The organism is Eremococcus coleocola ACS-139-V-Col8, from assembly GCF_000183205.1.
Classification (GTDB): Bacteria; Bacillota; Bacilli; order Lactobacillales; family Aerococcaceae; genus Eremococcus; species Eremococcus coleocola.
This window is the reverse complement of the sequence record NZ_AENN01000015.1, coordinates 26617-44545: the sequence shown is the minus strand read 5'-3', so window position 1 is coordinate 44545 and position 17929 is coordinate 26617. Positions and strand designations below refer to the sequence as shown.

At 38.5% G+C, this 17929-nt stretch carries 16 protein-coding genes; 15 read left to right on the top strand and 1 reads right to left on the bottom strand.

Annotated features, from left to right (window positions below; translation table 11 throughout):
* Nucleotides 1-162 precede the first annotated feature (162 nt).
* The 8 genes from lepA (at nucleotide 163) to proC (ending at nucleotide 9622) form a co-directional block, all read left to right on the top strand.
* Nucleotides 163-1995: a translation elongation factor 4 gene (lepA, locus tag HMPREF9257_RS03905; RefSeq protein WP_006418364.1), complete on the top strand. Its 1833-nt coding sequence runs from the start codon at nucleotides 163-165 to the stop codon at nucleotides 1993-1995.
* A 71-nt stretch (nucleotides 1996-2066) separates the two neighbouring features.
* Nucleotides 2067-2201: an LPXTG cell wall anchor domain-containing protein gene (locus HMPREF9257_RS08950; protein WP_006418309.1), complete on the top strand. Its 135-nt coding sequence runs from the start codon at nucleotides 2067-2069 to the stop codon at nucleotides 2199-2201.
* Between the two features lie 210 nt (nucleotides 2202-2411).
* A complete protein-coding gene (gene glpK, locus HMPREF9257_RS03900) occupies nucleotides 2412-3926 on the top strand; it encodes a glycerol kinase GlpK (RefSeq protein ID WP_006418228.1) in 1515 nt (504 codons plus the stop codon).
* Between the two features lie 75 nt (nucleotides 3927-4001).
* Complete coding sequence (locus tag HMPREF9257_RS03895) at nucleotides 4002-5747, top strand: ABC transporter ATP-binding protein (RefSeq protein WP_006418560.1); 1746 nt, start codon at nucleotides 4002-4004, stop codon at nucleotides 5745-5747.
* Nucleotides 5731-6399, top strand: a complete 669-nt coding sequence (locus tag HMPREF9257_RS03890) for a uracil-DNA glycosylase (RefSeq protein ID WP_006418480.1) — start codon at nucleotides 5731-5733, stop codon at nucleotides 6397-6399. Before HMPREF9257_RS03895 ends, HMPREF9257_RS03890 begins: the two co-directional genes overlap by 17 nt.
* Before the next feature lie 16 nt (nucleotides 6400-6415).
* A complete protein-coding gene (locus HMPREF9257_RS03885; RefSeq protein WP_006418155.1) occupies nucleotides 6416-8323 on the top strand; it encodes an ABC-F family ATP-binding cassette domain-containing protein in 1908 nt (635 codons plus the stop codon).
* An 8-nt stretch (nucleotides 8324-8331) separates the two neighbouring features.
* Nucleotides 8332-8853 carry a dihydrofolate reductase gene (locus HMPREF9257_RS03880; RefSeq protein WP_006418366.1) on the top strand — a complete coding sequence of 174 codons (522 nt, stop codon included), beginning with the start codon at nucleotides 8332-8334 and terminating at the stop codon, nucleotides 8851-8853.
* Nucleotides 8846-9622, top strand: a complete 777-nt coding sequence (gene proC / locus HMPREF9257_RS03875; RefSeq protein ID WP_006418401.1) for a pyrroline-5-carboxylate reductase — start codon at nucleotides 8846-8848, stop codon at nucleotides 9620-9622. Before HMPREF9257_RS03880 ends, proC begins: the two co-directional genes overlap by 8 nt.
* Before the next feature lie 122 nt (nucleotides 9623-9744).
* Here proC and trhA read toward each other — a convergent pair whose 3' ends face one another.
* Complete coding sequence (gene trhA, locus HMPREF9257_RS03870) at nucleotides 9745-10383, bottom strand: PAQR family membrane homeostasis protein TrhA (RefSeq protein ID WP_006418497.1); 639 nt, start codon at nucleotides 10381-10383, stop codon at nucleotides 9745-9747.
* A 135-nt stretch (nucleotides 10384-10518) separates the two neighbouring features.
* On the opposite strand from trhA, the gene HMPREF9257_RS03865 reads away from it, so the two are divergent.
* The 7 genes from HMPREF9257_RS03865 (at nucleotide 10519) to topA (ending at nucleotide 17924) form a co-directional block, all read left to right on the top strand.
* Nucleotides 10519-10743: a YozE family protein gene (locus HMPREF9257_RS03865; RefSeq protein WP_006418247.1), complete on the top strand. Its 225-nt coding sequence runs from the start codon at nucleotides 10519-10521 to the stop codon at nucleotides 10741-10743.
* Between the two features lie 10 nt (nucleotides 10744-10753).
* Nucleotides 10754-11470 carry a purine-nucleoside phosphorylase gene (gene deoD, locus HMPREF9257_RS03860; RefSeq protein ID WP_006418378.1) on the top strand — a complete coding sequence of 239 codons (717 nt, stop codon included), beginning with the start codon at nucleotides 10754-10756 and terminating at the stop codon, nucleotides 11468-11470.
* An 18-nt stretch (nucleotides 11471-11488) separates the two neighbouring features.
* Nucleotides 11489-12934, top strand: a complete 1446-nt coding sequence (locus HMPREF9257_RS03855) for a S41 family peptidase (RefSeq protein WP_040466682.1) — start codon at nucleotides 11489-11491, stop codon at nucleotides 12932-12934.
* Nucleotides 12935-13162: 228 nt separating this feature from the next.
* Nucleotides 13163-14035: a ribosome biogenesis GTPase YlqF gene (ylqF, locus tag HMPREF9257_RS03850; protein ID WP_006418490.1), complete on the top strand. Its 873-nt coding sequence runs from the start codon at nucleotides 13163-13165 to the stop codon at nucleotides 14033-14035.
* The gene (locus HMPREF9257_RS03845) at nucleotides 14028-14828 is read left to right on the top strand and encodes a ribonuclease HII (protein ID WP_040466681.1); all 801 of its coding nucleotides are present in this window, start codon (nucleotides 14028-14030) and stop codon (nucleotides 14826-14828) included. Before ylqF ends, HMPREF9257_RS03845 begins: the two co-directional genes overlap by 8 nt.
* A gap of 48 nt (nucleotides 14829-14876) precedes the next feature.
* Nucleotides 14877-15782, top strand: a complete 906-nt coding sequence (gene dprA / locus HMPREF9257_RS03840) for a DNA-processing protein DprA (protein WP_006418317.1) — start codon at nucleotides 14877-14879, stop codon at nucleotides 15780-15782.
* Nucleotides 15783-15866: 84 nt separating this feature from the next.
* The gene (topA, locus tag HMPREF9257_RS03835) at nucleotides 15867-17924 is read left to right on the top strand and encodes a type I DNA topoisomerase (RefSeq protein ID WP_006418410.1); all 2058 of its coding nucleotides are present in this window, start codon (nucleotides 15867-15869) and stop codon (nucleotides 17922-17924) included.
* Nucleotides 17925-17929 lie beyond the last annotated feature (5 nt).

Below are 17929 nucleotides of genomic sequence, written 5' to 3'. Positions count from 1 at the left end.
TTTATAAAAAGTTTAACACGGTTTCTCAATAATTTAGTTAACTCTGCTTGGTCTGATGATTTAATCAATCGATATCGTAAGAAAAGATTGTAGACTTAGCTATAAATTTGTTATGATAGATTAGTATATACTAAAGATTTTCCTGAGAAAGCGAGAATAAGTATGAAGATAGATATGCAAGACTTAAAAGCAAGACAGAAAAAAATCCGCAATTTCTCTATTGTGGCTCATATAGATCATGGTAAATCAACCTTAGCCGACCGCATTCTACAACAAACTGAGACGGTGGCTGAGCGAGACATGCAAAATCAATTATTAGATTCAATGGACTTGGAACGGGAACGTGGCATTACGATTAAGTTAAACGCGGTTGAATTAACATATAATGCTAAGGATGGTCAAGAGTATATTTTCCACTTAATTGATACACCTGGCCATGTCGATTTTTCCTATGAGGTATCCCGGTCTTTGGCGGCCTGTGAGGGGGCTATCTTAGTCGTTGATGCGGCCCAAGGCATTGAAGCTCAAACCTTAGCCAATGTATATTTAGCGATTGATAATGATCTTGAGATTTTACCCGTGATTAATAAAATTGATTTACCTGCTGCTGACCCAGAACGTGTCCAAGTAGAAATTGAAGACGTGATAGGTATCGATGCTTCAGAGGCGGTTTTTGCCTCTGCTAAGGCGGGAATTGGGATTGAAGAAATCCTTGAACAAATCGTGCAAAAAGTTCCCCAACCTACCGGAGACTTAGAGGCCCCACTTAAAGCCCTGATTTTCGATTCAGCCTATGACCCTTATCGGGGGGTTGTTTTAAATATTCGGGTGATAGATGGTTTGGTGAAACCGGGGGATACTATTGAATTAATGTCCAACGGTAAAACCTTTGAAGTAAACGAGGTAGGGGTATTTTCTCCCCATCCAGTGCAACGAGATTATCTGATGGTAGGGGATGTCGGCTACCTAACAGCTAGCATTAAAACTATCCAAGATACCCGGGTTGGGGATACTATTACTCTCGCTTCCAATCCGACGGACCAAGCCTTAGAAGGTTATCGGAAGATGAATCCGATGGTTTATGCAGGTTTGTATCCAGTTGACTCCGGAGATTTTAACGATCTCCGTGATTCCTTGGAAAAATTACAACTGAATGATGCGGTCCTACAATTTGAAGCTGAAACCTCTCAAGCACTAGGGTTTGGTTTCCGAACCGGCTTCTTAGGCTTGCTTCATATGGATGTAATCCAAGAACGTCTCGAACGTGAATTTAATATTAGCTTAATTATGACCGCTCCATCTGTTATTTACCGGATTATTAAGACTGATGGGGAAGAAGTGAGAATCGATAACCCATCTGAAATGCCGGATAATACCGAAATTGATAAAATACTGGAACCTTACGTGAAAGCTCAGATTATGGTACCAAGTGATTATGTGGGAGCTGTGATGGACTTATGTGAGCGTAAACGGGGCAAATTTATCACTATGGACTATTTAGATGAGTTTCGGGTTAACGTCGTTTATGAATTACCTATGGCTGAAATTATCTTTGATTTCTTTGATTCCTTAAAGTCAAATACCAAAGGTTATGCCTCCTTAGATTATGAATTGATCGGTTATCAGGAATCAAATTTAGTGAAATTAGATATTTTATTAAATGGTGAGATTGTTGATGCCTTTTCAATTATTGTTCATAAGGATTTTGCTTATGAACGTGGTAAAGCGATTGCCGCTAAATTAAAAGAGATTATTCCACGTCAGATGTTCGAAGTGCCAGTTCAAGCTGCCATCGGTCAAAAAATTATTGCTAGAACAACAATTAAAGCCTACCGAAAGGATGTTACCGCTAAGTTATATGGTGGGGATGTCTCCCGTCGTAAGAAACTTTTAGAGAAACAAAAAGAAGGTAAAAAACGGATGAAGGCTGTTGGTTCAGTTGAAATCCCGCAAGAAGCTTTTATGGCAGTTTTAAAAATGGATGATGATAAATAAATTAATAGACTGCCTTGGTATTCCTGTTAGCAACGTGTATAATAGAATATATAAAAAGAAAGAGGTGCCCTATGGAATTTTTGTATAGTCAAGGATTATTACCAATGACTGGTGAAGGCTCTAATTTAATTTATTGGATTATTGGTGTCTTAGTGGTTTTAGCTGGAATTTTCTTAATTATTTCTTCTCGTAAAAATAAAAAATAAACCACGTTTGTGTTTTAATTAAAATTTCTGATAATATGCCAAGACCTTGTTAAACTCTAGTTTAATTAACTAAAGTATAGCTAGGGGAGCATTGTTATCAGATTTTTTATTTTATGCTTAAACTTAGAGAGCCATGAGGCTAAAAAACATTAACTTTTAGATAATGAGTCTTAGTTCAAACAAGTATAAATTAAAGGCGGTTAGATATATATGTATGAAAAATATATTATGGCCATTGACCAAGGTACTACTTCTTCACGCGCCATTATTGTCAACCAAGTAGGTCAGATTATTGCCAGTGACCAAGCAGAATTTAAGCAATATTATCCGCAAGCTGGTTGGGTGGAACATGATCCACAAGAAATATGGAACAATGTGCAAAAAGTCATGTCAGGTGCCTTAATTAATGGTCAATTAGATCCACAACAAATCCATGCAATTGGCATCACTAATCAAAGGGAAACAAGTCTTATTTGGGACCAAAAGACAGGACAGCCCATTTATAATGCGATTGTTTGGCAATCGCGTCAAACTTCAGCAATCTCGGATGATTTACTAGACAAAGGGTATGGCTCATTTATTCAGGAACGGACAGGATTGATCCCTGATGCATATTTTTCAGCGACTAAAATCCGCTGGATATTAGATCATGTTCCAGGTGCCCAAGCGCGAGCTGAAGCAGGAGACTTACTCTTTGGGACGATTGATACCTGGCTTTTATGGAAGTTATCCAATGGTCAGGTGCATATGACCGATTATACCAATGCTTCGAGAACCATGTTGTTAAATTTAAAGACCCTAGACTGGGATGACGAAATTTTACACTTATTAAATATTCCAAAAAAAATTCTACCTCAATTAAAATCTAACTCAGAAATTTATGCCCATGCCCAATCCTATCATTTCCATGACCATCAGGTTCCGATTGCAGCTATGATTGGTGATCAACAAGCGGCTTTGTTTGGGCAGTTAGCCTTTGAAAAGGGAATGGTGAAATCGACATATGGAACGGGAGCCTTCATAATCATGAATACTGGCCAAGAAATCCGTCTATCTGATCATCAATTGCTTTCAACCGTAGCTTACGTATTAGGTGACCAAGTGACTTATGCTTTGGAAGGGTCTATTTTTGTGGCTGGTTCTGCCATACAATGGTTAAGGGATGGCTTAAACTTATTTTCAAAAGCATCTGAAAGCGAAGCGCTAGCTATGGATGCATCCGACCAGGAAACCCCAATTTATATGGTACCCGCCTTCACTGGATTGGGCGCCCCATATTGGAATCCTGATGTGAGAGGCATGATTTTAGGTCTTAGTCGGGGAACCAATAAGGCCGATTTAGCTAAAGCCACCCTGCAAGCTATTGCTTATCAAGTAAAAGATGTGGTTGATACCATGGAAGCCGATGCCAAAATGGAAATTAATCAAGTCCGGGTGGATGGGGGTGCGGCAAGTAACCATTATCTCCTTCAATTTCAAGCGGACATTTTAGGAAAAGAATTAGTCCAAGCCCAAGAGGTTGAAACGACTGCACTAGGAGCTGCGTATTTGGCGGGCCTTGCCACCAATTATTGGCAAAGTTTAGACCAATTAAAAGCTCTTCTAGGACAAGGACAAGTCTTTCAACCCCATATGGATCAAATTCAGGGGCAAAAATTGTATCAAGGTTGGCAGAAGGCTGTCAAAGCAGCTGCATATTATGCGGACCTATGTCGTGAGGATTAGTAGTCTATCAAACTAGTCTTCTGTGTTTTACTTATAGCTTATGATAAAATAAGGAAGATTAGAAGGGATGACACCATGTTAAAAGATTTTTTTTCTTATTATAAACCCTATAAACGCTTATTTATTATTGACTTCTCCTGTGCTGTTTTATCGGCTTTATTTGACTTGTTCTTTCCTGTAGCGGTTAACTATGTGATTGATCAAATTTTACCTAACCACAACCTAAAGATGGTCTTAATGTTTGCGGTCCTCCTCTTAGCTTTATATCTTTTTTCTATGTCATTAAATTATATCGTGGTGGCCCTAGGACATCGTTTAGGAATTAATATTGAAACCGATATGCGACGTCAATTATTTGCTCATTATCAAGAACAATCCTTTGCATATTTTGACCGAGTAAAAACGGGAGAATTAATGAGTCGGGTGACATCTGATTTATTTGAGATTTCTGAAATGGCTCACCATGGACCCGAAGATATTTTTATTACAGTGATGACCCTGGTGGGGGCCTTTTTCTTAATGCTCCAAGTTCATGTTAAACTAGCAGTGATTACAGTTCTTTTAGTACCAGTTTTACTAATCGCGCTTATTTTCTTCTCTCGTAAAATGGTTAAAGTGAATGAAGGAATCAATCGAAATCTAGGACATTTTAATGCGGGGATGCAAAATGCTATCTCCGGCATGAAGGTAGTTAAAGCCTTTGCCAATGAAGATCACGAGCAGACTGTCTTTGAAGGCTTAATTCAAGGGTATAAAAAACACAAGATTGCTTTCTATCAGGCCATGGCCTTATCTTCTTCTTTTAATTTTATGATTATGCGCCTCATTAATTTATTTGCCTTAGTGGCGGGGTCCTACTATACCTTAAGAGGTGAGTTAAGTGTGGGGCAATTGGTCGGCTATATTTTAATATCTAATACCTTTATTCGACCAATTGAACGGATCAACACCATGCTTGAGGTGTATCCTAAAGGAATTGCCGGCTTCAAGCGGTTCCAAGAAGAAATGAGTCAGTCGCCAGATATTGAAGACCGGCCTGGAGCCATTGCTGCACCTAAGCTCACAGGTAATATCCAATATGAAGGAGTGGGTTTTGCCTATCAGAATGGGCGTCAAGTCTTGGATAATATTAATTTAGATATTAAAGCAGGTCAAACCATTGCTTTTGTTGGACCTTCAGGTGCAGGTAAATCAACCTTGGTTAATTTGCTACCTCGTTTTTATGAAGTCAACAAGGGTAGAATCCAAGTCGATGGATATGATATTCGCGATTTAACTTTAACTTCCTTACGGCAACAGATTGGGATTGTGCAACAAGATGTCTTCTTGTTTGATGGGACCATTCGAGAAAATGTCCTTTATGGACGCCTTGATGCGAGTGAAGCTGAGGTCTTAGCCGCCATTAAAGCCGCTAAATTAGATGAGGTTGTAGCTAATTTGCCCCAAGGGATTGATACCCAAATTGGTGAAAGGGGCACATCGCTATCTGGTGGCCAAAAACAACGTTTATCTATTGCCCGAATTTTCTTGAAGAATCCTAGTATATTAATCTTAGATGAAGCCACTTCGGCTTTGGATACCGCTACAGAGCAGTACATTCAACAATCCCTAGATGATTTAGCCGTGGGGCGGACTACTTTGATTATTGCCCATCGCTTAGCAACCATTCGGAATGCAGATCGTATTCTAGTGGTTACCAAAGAGGGAATTGTTGAAGACGGAAGTCACCAAGAATTAATGGCCTTGGATAAGGTTTATGCGAGTCTTTATAAAGGGCAATTTAATGATTGGGAGTGGGCGGCCGATGAAACTAAAGCTTAATCCTTCTTGGCAAGTAGCCTTAGCATCCATCTTGGATAGTCCTTTTTACACAGCTTTAGAGGCACGAGTGATTCAGGCCTACCAAACCAATCAGATTTATCCTAATCAAGATCAAATCTATGCAGCTTTGAATGCCTGTGATTTTGATCAAGTCAAAGTAGTGATTCTAGGTCAAGACCCCTATCATGGCCCTAATCAAGCGAATGGGTTAGCATTTTCTGTCAATCGCGGTAAAGCCTTACCACCATCCTTACGTAATATTTATCAAGAACTACAGCAAGATTTAGGCATACCTGTCGTCAAACATGGGGATTTAAGTGCTTGGGCCCAGCAAGGGGTCTTACTACTTAACACATCCCTGACGGTGAAAGAAGGGCAAGCTAACTCCATGAAAGATGTTGGCTGGTTAGAATTTACCCAAGCAATCATTCAGCTCTTAGGTGAAAAAGCGGAACCTTTAGTCTTTGTTCTCTGGGGACGCCAAGCACAAAATTATCAGAAATATTTAAAAAAACATCACCATATCATTAAGTCGGCTCATCCCAGTCCTTTATCTGCTTATCGTGGTTTCATAGGGTCTAAGCCTTTTAGTCAGATAAATAATTATTTAGTGGCAGATGGTAAAGATCCCATTGATTGGCGGTTGACTTAATGTTGAAGGAGTATTTATGAAAGAACTAAAGATTGAGAAACTCTCAAAAACTTATGGAACGAAAACCTTAATTGACCAAGTGGATTTTGCTATTCGAACTGGTGACAGGATTGGATTAATTGGACCGAATGGAACGGGGAAATCCTCCTTAATGAAGGTTATCGCTGGTAGAGATTCCTATGATAGTGGTCATATTAGTCATCCTAACCAATATAGTATTGCCTATTTGGAACAAAATCCTGATTTTGATCCCAACAAAACAATCTTAGAGACGATTTATGATTCAAAAGCTCCAGCAATTCAGACTTTATTGGCTTATGAACAAGCTCAATATGATTTAGCGGCCAACCCAAATGATGAGAAAATTCAAGCGCATTTTTCCAAGCTTTCTGACCGGATGACCATGGAAAATATTTGGGATATTGAAGTCCAAGCCAAAACAATTTTAGACCAATTAGGAATTTCGGACCTTAAACGCACACTCGCAACTTGTTCAGGGGGCGAGCGAAAACGAATTGGTCTGGCCCAAGTCTTAATCGCCCAGGCAGATCTGCTCTTATTGGATGAACCAACCAACCATTTAGATGTTGCTTCCATCCAATGGTTAGAAAATTATTTAGCCAATTTCAAGGGAGCCTTACTTTTAATTACCCATGATCGGTATTTCCTCGAGCGATCAGTCAATAAAATTGTCGAATTAAAATTTGGTCAACTAACAAGCTACCAAGGAAACTACCAAGCATATCTTGATCAGAAATTAAAAGCTGACCAAGACCAAGCACGCAGTCGAGCCAAACAAGACCGTCTCTTCCAACAAGAACTAGCTTGGATGCGAAAAGGGGCCAAAGCGCGGACGACCAAGCAACAAGCCCGCATTGATCGGTTTGAAACACTGAAAGAAGATATTGCAGGACGCAATCAAGCTCAAGCTAACCTAGATTTCAATTTTGGCCAGCAACGTATTGGTCAGAAAATTATGGAATTAGACCATGTTTCAATTGCGCTAGACCAATTACCAATCCTCACAGATTTTACTAAATTTTTTGTTAAGGAAGATCGCGTCGGCATTGTGGGGCCAAATGGGATCGGTAAATCCACTATTTTGAATACACTGGCTGGATTGCGTCCAGTTCAGGCCGGAAGTTATGAACGTGGTTCAACCACGCGCTTGGCTTATTATCGTCAATTAGACCAAGACTTACCAGGTGACCAAAGGGTTATTAATTATATGACCGAGATTGCCAGTCAATTTAAACGGGAGGATGGCTCAACCATTTCAGTTAGCCAGCTGCTCGAACGGTTTAATTTCCCATCAGTGACGCATTCTAGTCAAATTAAGTACTTATCGGGTGGTGAAAAACGTCGTCTTTATTTATTATCCTTATTAATACAAGAACCCAATATTTTGCTATTGGATGAACCGACCAATGATTTAGACATCGAAACCCTGCAGGTATTAGAAGATTATTTAGAAAGTTTCCAAGGGGTTGTCATTATTGTATCCCATGATCGATATTTCTTAGACAAAACTGTGGATCAGTTACTAGAGGTGCAAGGTCAAGGTATTTTTACCTATTATTTTGGTAAATATTCTGAATATTTAACTGAGAAAAAACAGGCAGAAGTCAGCAAAATTGCTAAGTCTGATTCAGATAACAAAGTGACTTCAACAGTGGTAGTGCCTTCTAACCCTAAAAGTAAAAGGAAACGTTTATCATACAAAGAGCAACAAGAATGGGATGGATTAGAGGATAAAATAATGACTACTGAAGCAGAAATAGAATCAGTGCAAGCTGAGATGCAGATAAATGCCACCGATGTCGGTATTTTAGTCGACTTACAAGCCCAACTAGACCAATTGAATGAAGATCTTCTCTATTATTATGAACGTTACGATGACTTGTCAAACCGTTTAGAAGGGTGATTACCAAGATGATTTATTTTGTTTATGCCCAAGATTTACAAGGCGGTATTGGTTTTCAGGGTAACCTTCCTTGGCACTTACCAAATGACTTAAAATTTTTCAAAGCCACAACGATGGGCCATACCATGTTAATGGGCCGGAAGACCTTTGAGGCCATGGATTGTAGACTCTTGCCTGGTCGCAAAACTATCGTTATGACCCAACAAGCAAACTATGGTCAAGATATCGCTGGCTTGCAGGTTCTTCATACCGTTCCAGAGATACTAGCACTGGCGGAGTCAGAAGATATTTACATTATTGGAGGTGCCCAAATTTTTGACTTGTTTTGGGATCAAGTGGATGTAATCTATCGGACTGTGATTGAAGCAACCTTCACCTGTGATACCCATGTAAAAAACTTAGACCCCAAATTATGGCGGTTGGTTAAGATAGAAGTTTATGAAAAATCACCGACAAATCCATACCGTCATCGGATAGAGGTTTGGGTTCGTTTAGACAAGGAAGAGAGGAAAGGTGGGTTAAATGACTAAAAAAATTGGAATTATTGGGGTTGGAAATATGGGCCAAGCTTTAGCGAGAGTGATTCGTCACGGCCATCCTGATTATGAATTATTGTTTAACCGTCGTCACTTAGATATATTGGATGACTTAAGTCAAGAACTCCAAGCCGAGCCTGTTTCAGTCAAGGATTTACTTTCACGAGCAGATCTAATTATATTAGCAATTAAACCCAAACAAGTGGTTGATTTCTTCAAAGAAAATGAAAGCTTAATCGCTGCTTATCCTAATAAGTTATGGCTATCTGTGGTTTCGGGTTGGAGTCTCAACGATTTAGCTAAAATAAGTCCCCAAACTTGGATTCGGTTAATGCCTAATACTCCCGTTGCGGTCGGTCAAGGCATGATTGCCTATTGTCACCCAGAGCATGTAAGTTATGGCGATTTGGTCGAAGACTTATTCAAAGATGCTGGCTTAGTAGAAGCATTATCTGAAGACTTATTTCCTTCATTTACGGCCTTAGCGGGTTGTAGTCCGGCTTTTTTATATATTATTATTGAAGCCATGTCAGATGCAGGGGTTTATGCTGGTTTAGGTCGAGACCAAGCCATTCGTTTTGCTGCCCAAGCTTTGGCCGGGGCTGGTGCTATGGTTTTAGAAAGTGGTCTCCATCCTGGCCAATTAAAAGATCAAGTCACCTCACCAGCGGGGGATACAATAAAAGGCGTCCGAAATCTGGAAGCAAAGGGACTACGCTCTGCTATCATTGAAGCCATCATAGCTGCGCAGTCAATTAAATAATAAGTATTTATAAAATCAAAAAGAGTGGGTGGGGCATAAAGCCCTAGACCCACTTTTTATTATATTAAAGGAATTATGAAATAATGATTTTTTAGAAAGTTTACTGATTATTTAATCAATCGCTAGATATAGAAAAGAATTGAAGAATACATGCAAGCGGCCCCGCCAATAACAAATAGATGCCAAATAACATGCATCCAAGGTTTACTTTTCATACTGTAAAAAATAGTCCCAATAGAATAAACTAAGCCGCCGATTCCTAACCAAATTGTTGCGGATAGGTGAGAATTTTGGGTTAATGGATAAATGAGGAGGACTCCCAGCCATCCTAAAAGGAGATATAAGAAGGTAGAAAGTCGTGGAAATCGATCTGTGGCAGCCACTTCATAGATTATTCCTGAAAGGGCTAGGAACCAAATTAAGGCCAAAAAGGTGTAGGCTGGCCAACCACGCATGGTTAAGAGAATATAAGGCGTGTAGGTGCCTGCAATTAATAGATAGATGGCGGAGTGGTCAAACTTTTGAAAAAGGTGACGGAGGCGGCTAAATTTAAAGCTATGATAGAGGGTTGAACTTAAAAATAGAAGAATCAGGGAAGCGCCATAAATTGAATAAGCAACAATCGCAGTGGGTGATGAAAGATGGATTCCTTTTTGTAATAAAGCAATTAAGCCTATGATACTAAGCAGGGTTGCAATACCATGGGTCAAGGCATTAAAGACTTCAACTATGATGAAAGGTTTTAAGCTTTCTTGTTTCATAAAACAACCTCCTTTTTAATTTTATTATATACTCAAATGTTCAAGCTTCAAGTTTAATCATAATTATTTGTTTTATATTTGCTAGTCGTCACATTTTAGTATAATCTATTATAAAACAAGGAAAGTGAGATTAAGATGATACCCAGTTTTTATGAATTTATGATGCGGTTTGTAAATGAAGAAGCAAAGGATCCAATTAGTCGGTTAGCGAATGCAATTCATGATGATAGCTCTTTTCCCAAACAAAGTCAGGACTTTCAAAGAATTTCTAATTATATGGAACATAGCCTAGAATATTCAAAATTAATTTCGGTTTTTGATGAAATGTGGCAACGTTATAAATTTGATTATTTAGATTAAGGAGAAAAAAATGAGTACACATATTGAAGCCCAAGCAGGCCAAATTGCTAAAGTTGTTTTATTACCAGGCGATCCGCTTAGAGCTAAATATATTGCGGAGACCTATCTTGAAGATATTCAACAATATAATACCGTGCGGAACATGTTTGGATATACCGGAACCTACCAAGGAGTAAAAATTTCGGTCCAAGGTACTGGGATGGGGATTCCATCTGCCATGATTTATACAGAAGAATTGATACAATTTTATGGCGTTGAAACCATTATTCGGATTGGATCCATTGGTGGTATGCAAAAAGATGTTAAAGTGAGAGATATTATCATTGGCCAAGGAGCCACGACTGATTCGAATATCTTAAGAAATATTTTTGATGGTCAAGTTCATTATTCTGCGATTGCAGACTTTAAACTTTTAGATACCCTTTATCATAAGGCCTTAACCATGATTCCAGCAAAAAATATTCATGTAGGAAATGTCTTATCGAGTGACCGTTTTTATAATCAAGAAATGGATAAGGAAAAATTAGCAGCATATGGAGTATTAGGAGTTGAAATGGAAGCGGCTGGTATGTATGCAGTTGCTGCCAAACACCATAAACGTGCCTTAGCTATTTGTACAGTTTCTGATCATCTCTTAACGGGTGAAGAAACTACGGCCCAAGAACGACAAACTTCATTTACTCAAATGATGGAAATTGCTTTACAAACTGCTAAAGAATTTGCATAGGGAATGTGGGATGAGAATATGCGATCAAATAAAAAATTTATCGAAATTATCTTGGCCGTCATTGCCGGTCTTGCAATTACAACTGGTATAGGGTATGAGGTAGGGCATAGTCAGGGACTAGCTGATTTACTTTCAGATACGGTTGCTGAGGAAGATCAATTAAGCGAAGAAGACCTAGCTCTAATTGAGTCTATCTATAATCAAATACAGACCTCATATATTAATGATGTGGATAAAAAAGAATTACTTGAAGGTGCTTTAAAGGGAATGGTTGAAGCAACGGGTGATCCTTATTCTGAATTTCTTGACCAAGATCAAACCCAAGATATGAATGAAGATCTTTCTGGCTCTTTCTCAGGAATCGGGGTACAAATTACAGTACAAAATAACCAAGTCGTAGTTATGACACCCATCGCTGATACCCCCGCTGAAAAAGCAGGGCTACTACCGAAAGATATTATTTTAAAAGCTGATAATAAAGATTTAAGTGGGATGACTGCTAATGAAGTCGTTCAAATTATTCGAGGGAAAAAAGGAACATCCGTTCATTTGGAAATTCAAAGAGATCAGCAAACCTTTGAAGTGGATATAAAACGGGATGATATTCCAATTTATACGGTTGAAGGTGACATCGCAAAATCCGATAAAAATGTAGGAATTGTAAAGATTAGTCAATTTAATACCACAACTGCTCAAGAATTACAGGATAAAGTAAAAGAACTTCGAAAAGCAGGGGCAAAACAATTTGTGTTTGACCTAAGAAATAATCCAGGTGGACTAATGGATCAAGCTTTATCAATTTCTAATATGTTTCTAAAAGATAAAGATACGATTATGCAGGTTCAAGAAGCCAATACTGAAAATCCAACCGTTTACGTCGCCAATGATAAGGAGTATGGCAATTTTAAAATTAAAGAACCATATGTCTTATTAGTCAATGACGGTTCAGCTTCTGCTTCAGAAATTTTGACGGCAGCCATTAAAGAAAATACAGATGCCAAAATTTTAGGGTCTAAAACTTTCGGTAAAGGGACCGTCCAGACAGTGATGCCGCAGGGCGATTATGGGGAACTCAAATTAACTATCGCCAAGTGGCTAACGCCATCAGGTCAATGGATCCATGAAAAGGGAATTGAGCCGAGTCAAGAAGTTAAGGCTGATCCAATTCAGACCTCCATTCTCTTGAATGGTGAAGATCAATTAAGTCTGGGACAACATTCTGATTCAGTAGCTAACTTAAATGTGATTTTAAATGGGATGGGCTACTCAGCTAATCAAAAAGATGAGTTTGATCAAGATACCGAGAAAGCAGTTAAAGCTTTTCAAAAAGACCATGATTTAGACCAAGATGGAATCGTCACCGGGGATACCAGTGCCGCCATTAATTTAGCGGCTCAAGAGTATTTACAAAATCATGATGGTCAATTAGACCAAGCCATTAAGATATTAAAGGAAAAGAACTAGTTTCTTATTCTATCTTTTAATTTAGACACTCAGTCTAACTTTCTTCTTAGTAATTTATGGATTATTAAGGCGTGTTAGGCTGGTTTTTTATTATTAAATTGCATGAGTATTGTCTGCTTGAATAATGTTTCTATAACTAACCGAAGTCTTTGGATAATGTGGGAATATTTAACCCAGTGCGAGTCTGTGCTATAATAGGCACAGTTTTATAAGTAAAGAGGTGGAAGCATGGCAACGATTCAATGGTTTCCTGGTCATATGGCCAAGGCCAGACGAGAAGTTTCGGAAAAATTAAAGTTAATTGATGTAGTCATCGAGTTGGTCGATGCGAGGATTCCTGAATCCAGTCGTAATCCAATTCTACAAGACTTGATTCAGGATAAAAAAAGAATAATTGTCTTAAATAAAGCCGATTTAGCAGATCCGAAGTTGAGTCAAGCCTGGGTGAAAGCTTATTTAGAACAAGGGTTTAAGGCATTGAGTATTGATGCACAGCACAATAAAGGACTTAAAGGCTTAGAGAAAGCGATTAAAGAATTAATGGCCCCTGAATTTGAAAAATTAGCTCAAAAAGGGCTTAAACCTCGACCTATTCGGCTGATGATCTTAGGAATCCCAAATGTGGGTAAATCAACCTTAATTAATCGCTTTGTTGGGAAAAATCAGGCAATCACAGGCAACAAACCTGGTGTGACTAAAGCTCAGCGTTGGTTGAAAATTGGCAAGAGTTTTGAGTTGTTAGATACACCTGGAATTCTTTGGCCGAAGTTTGAAGATGAACAAGTTGGAATCAATCTAGCACTCACGGGGGCAATTAAGGATCAATTGCTTCATATGGATGATTTGGCCTTGACACTTTTAGCTATATTAAGAGAGCATTATTTAGATTCACTTTGTAATTATACTAAGTTATCCAATGATAGCCTGGCTAAACTAACCAATGTTGATTTATTATTAACACTTAGCCAAAATTGGGGCTTTAAGGATGATTATGATGCTGGGTCTGAACGATTAATAAATGATTTCCGTAAGGGTAAAGTGGGCCGTATAACCCTTGACCGGATTCCAGAACAAACTTTTGGAGATCAAGCGAATGACTGATATAAGTAAGTTTACAGTTGCTCAAGTAAAAAGCCTGTTAAGTCAAATATCTAGTCCGGACGATGACCGATTACTTATACTAGCTAAGGACCCTCGAAAGGGGGTTCAAATGGCGCTTAAGGCTAAGGAAAAAGCATTTATAAGAGAAAAAGCTAAAATAGAAGCTCACCAAGCAAAATTGGTCTATGAAAATGACTTATGGCAAAATCAATCGTTTAAGTATATTGCTGGGATAGATGAAGTAGGGCGTGGGCCCTTGGCAGGACCAGTGGTTACGGCCGCGGTTATTTTACCGCAAGATTGTGCTGCTTTTATAGGAATCAATGATTCAAAACAATTAAGTCATCAACAAAGAGTAAGCTATGCGGAAATTATTAAGGAAAATGCTTTAGCTTATAGCATTGCAATTGGGTCTGCTCAATTAATTGATCAAGTAAATATCTATCAAGCTACCCGCCAAATGATGGTAAAAGCTGTCGCAAATTTAGCTATACAGCCTGATTATCTTCTGTTAGATGCTATGCAAATTGAAAGCTCCATCCCGCAAAGGTCTATAATAAAAGGGGACCAGAAGTCCTTATCAATTGCAGCTGCATCAATCATAGCCAAGGTTTACCGTGACCAAATTATGGACCAATATGCTCTGGAGTTTCCCTATTATGATTTCCAACATAATAAGGGATACGGGACTCAAAATCATTTGGCTGGGCTAAATGAATTCGGTTATAGCCCAATCCACCGTCGCTCCTTTGAACCTGTCAAATCGATGGTCAAAAAATTAAATAATACCTAAAAGGATTCGTCACCTTTTACTGTATTTATATACAGAGAGGTGACGAATATGTTTATAAATAGTAAATTTCAAATTTTATGTCTACGCAAAGCTGGCTGGACTTACCATCAAGAATTAGCCTATTTTAAGCAATTAATCAAGTTGAACCTACTTGAAAAAGAATTGAGTCTACTAGAGGCCCAAGAAATTTATGCTAGTTTAAATTTCCGGCATAAACCGCTTAATCCTTTTATTCGGACTAAGTTTAATTACGAACATTTAAACCAATTATCCCAGCAGAGTCTTTTTATTTTAGATGAAGATTTTCCTCATGCTTGGCAGCAATTAGCTCAACCACCACTTTTGGTGTTTTTTAGAGGTTATCGTGATCTATTAAAACAAAGATTAATCTCAATCGTAGGAACACGGTCGGTTACCAATTATGGTAAATGCGTCCTACCTTTATTAATAAATAAAATATTAAATAAAAATTGGAAAATTGTTTCTGGTATGGCGCAAGGAGTAGACCAAATTTGTCATGCCCATGCTATGGTCTATGGACCCATGTCAACCATTGCTATTATCGCTACTGGATTTAAGCAGGTCTATCCCAAAAATCATGAAGAATTCCAAACTAAACTTGGTCAAAAGCACTTGTTATTATCAGAATATTTACCTGACCAGAAGGCAAAACGACACCATTTTATTATGCGAAACCGGTTAGTTGCGGGGATTAGTCCCGTAACCTTAGTGGTTGAAGCCGCGTTAAAATCTGGGAGTTTAATTACGGCAAACTATGCTTTACAAGCCAACCGGGAATTATTAGTTCTTCCTGGCCGAATGACTGATCAGCAATCAGCAGGCTGTAATGAATTAATTAAAATAGGGGCTATCCCGATCATAAATTTACAGGATTTAAGTCAAGAATTAGACCGGATTTCAACCTATTTTTATCCTAAATTTCCTCTTGTTTAAGAAAAAATTATTTGACAATATACAATCTATCGAATAAGATTGGTACGATTTATCTAACAAGAATAAGAAAGGGTGTGAATTCACATGGCATATAAAAACTTAGTCATTGTCGAATCACCAACCAAGGCCAAAACGATTGATAAATATCTTGGCCGTAATTATAAAGTGGTCGCTTCTAAAGGACACTTACGTGATTTACCTAAGTCCAAAATGGGCGTAGATTTAGAAAACAAGTTTGAACCTCATTATATCACGATACGTGGCCGGGGTGACACAGTAAAAGAATTAAAGAAACTTGCTAAAAGTGCTGAAAATGTCTACTTAGCAGCTGACCCGGACCGTGAAGGGGAGGCAATCGCTTGGCATTTAAGTCACTTACTCAACCTAGACTTGGCTGAAAAAAACAGAGTTGTCTTTAATGAAGTGACTAAAGACTCGGTTAAAGAAGCTTTTAAGCATCCGCGAACGATTAATTATGATTTAGTGGATGCCCAACAAGCTCGCCGTATCTTAGATAGAATTGTAGGTTATTCTATTTCTCCTTTACTCTGGAAAAAAATTAAAAGAGGGCTTTCAGCAGGACGAGTTCAATCGACTACTTTAAAATTAATTATTGACCGCGAGAAAGAAATTCGGATTTTCAAACCTGAAGAATATTGGACCATTCCAGCCAGTTTCAAAAAAGATAAAAAGACTTTTGATGCTGAATTTTATGGTTTAGAAGGTAAAAAAGTTAAATTAAATGATGAAGCATCTAGCCAAGACATTATGGCTAAGTTAGATCAAAAAGCAACTTTTGATGTCAGTGAGGTAGAGAAGAAAGAAAGACGTCGGGGACCTAATCCGGCTTTCACCACTTCAACCTTACAACAAGAAGCCTCAAACCGTTTAAATTTTAGAACTGGTAAAACTATGATGATTGCCCAACAACTCTATGAGGGGATTGCCTTAAAGAGTGGAACCGTCGGTTTAATTACCTATATGCGTACCGACTCAACTCGGATATCTGATACAGCTCGCCAAGCTGCTGTCTCCTATATCAGTCAGAACTATGGTCAAAACTATTTAGGCAAAGGGGTTAAACGGTCCAACCAACAAGGGGCTCAGGATGCTCATGAAGCCATTCGTCCATCTGATCCTAGCATTACCCCTGATTCGATTAAAGAACGTTTAAGTAAAGACCAATTCCGTCTTTATTCATTAATTTGGTCTCGCTTTATGGCGAGTCAAATGGCCCATGCCGTTTATGATACTGTCCGGGTAACCATTCGCCAAAATGGGGTCGATTTTAGGGCAAATGGCTCTGCGATTAAATTCGATGGTTTTCTTAAATTATATCCAGGAAAAGATAAAGATAATCTTTTACCTGACCTAGTTGTTGGTGACCAAGTAAAATTAAGCAAGATTGAACCAAGCCAGCATTTTACGCAACCACCTGCTCGTTTTAATGAAGCCTCCTTAGTAAAGGCTTTAGAAGAAATGGGAATTGGACGGCCATCAACCTATGCTCCTACGATTGAAACTTTGCGGAAACGTTATTATGTAAAAATGAATGCCAAACGCTTTGAACCGACGGAACTAGGTGAAATTGTTAATACAACCATGGAAGAATTCTTTCCTGATATTGTCAACTCAGATTTCACGGCCCAAATGGAACAAAATTTGGATGATATTGAAGCCGGCAAACGGGAATGGATTGAAGTTCTAGATCAGTTCTATCAACCATTTAACACTGAATTATCTAAGGCTGAAGAAGAAATGGCTGAAATTGAGATTAAAGATGAACCAGCAGGATTTGATTGTCCAGAATGTGGTAATCCGATGGTAATTAAAATCGGACGTTTTGGTAAATTCTATGCTTGTTCAAATTTCCCCGATTGTCGTCACACAGAGGCGATTGTTAAAAAGATTGGGGTAACCTGTCCTAAATGTCATCAAGGCGAAATAGTTGAACGTAAATCTAAGAAAAATCGTGTCTTTTTCGGCTGTAATCGATATCCTGAATGTGATTTTGTTTCTTGGGATCAGCCTTTAGCTCGGTCTTGTCCCAAGTGTGGCCATTATCTAGTAACAAAATCAAATCGCAAGGGTAGTCAGGTTAAGTGTAGTCATTGTGACTATGAAGAAGAAATACAAAAATAAATCGA

Excerpts from the sequence above, each read along its gene's own strand:
- topA (WP_006418410.1), top strand. The coding sequence starts at position 15,867 with ATGGCATATAAAAACTTAGTCATTGTCGAATCACCAACCAAGGCCAAA.
- proC (WP_006418401.1), top strand. The coding sequence starts at position 8,846 with ATGACTAAAAAAATTGGAATTATTGGGGTTGGAAATATGGGCCAAGCT.
- dprA (WP_006418317.1), top strand. The coding sequence starts at position 14,877 with ATGTTTATAAATAGTAAATTTCAAATTTTATGTCTACGCAAAGCTGGC.
- HMPREF9257_RS03865 (WP_006418247.1), top strand. The coding sequence starts at position 10,519 with ATGATACCCAGTTTTTATGAATTTATGATGCGGTTTGTAAATGAAGAA.
- glpK (WP_006418228.1), top strand. The coding sequence starts at position 2,412 with ATGTATGAAAAATATATTATGGCCATTGACCAAGGTACTACTTCTTCA.
- lepA (WP_006418364.1), top strand. The coding sequence starts at position 163 with ATGAAGATAGATATGCAAGACTTAAAAGCAAGACAGAAAAAAATCCGC.
- HMPREF9257_RS03845 (WP_040466681.1), top strand. The coding sequence starts at position 14,028 with ATGACTGATATAAGTAAGTTTACAGTTGCTCAAGTAAAAAGCCTGTTA.
- ylqF (WP_006418490.1), top strand. The coding sequence starts at position 13,163 with ATGGCAACGATTCAATGGTTTCCTGGTCATATGGCCAAGGCCAGACGA.
- HMPREF9257_RS03895 (WP_006418560.1), top strand. The coding sequence starts at position 4,002 with ATGTTAAAAGATTTTTTTTCTTATTATAAACCCTATAAACGCTTATTT.
- trhA (WP_006418497.1), bottom strand. The coding sequence starts at position 10,383 with ATGAAACAAGAAAGCTTAAAACCTTTCATCATAGTTGAAGTCTTTAAT.
- HMPREF9257_RS03885 (WP_006418155.1), top strand. The coding sequence starts at position 6,416 with ATGAAAGAACTAAAGATTGAGAAACTCTCAAAAACTTATGGAACGAAA.
- HMPREF9257_RS03890 (WP_006418480.1), top strand. The coding sequence starts at position 5,731 with ATGAAACTAAAGCTTAATCCTTCTTGGCAAGTAGCCTTAGCATCCATC.
- deoD (WP_006418378.1), top strand. The coding sequence starts at position 10,754 with ATGAGTACACATATTGAAGCCCAAGCAGGCCAAATTGCTAAAGTTGTT.
- HMPREF9257_RS03855 (WP_040466682.1), top strand. The coding sequence starts at position 11,489 with ATGCGATCAAATAAAAAATTTATCGAAATTATCTTGGCCGTCATTGCC.
- HMPREF9257_RS03880 (WP_006418366.1), top strand. The coding sequence starts at position 8,332 with ATGATTTATTTTGTTTATGCCCAAGATTTACAAGGCGGTATTGGTTTT.
- HMPREF9257_RS08950 (WP_006418309.1), top strand. The coding sequence starts at position 2,067 with ATGGAATTTTTGTATAGTCAAGGATTATTACCAATGACTGGTGAAGGC.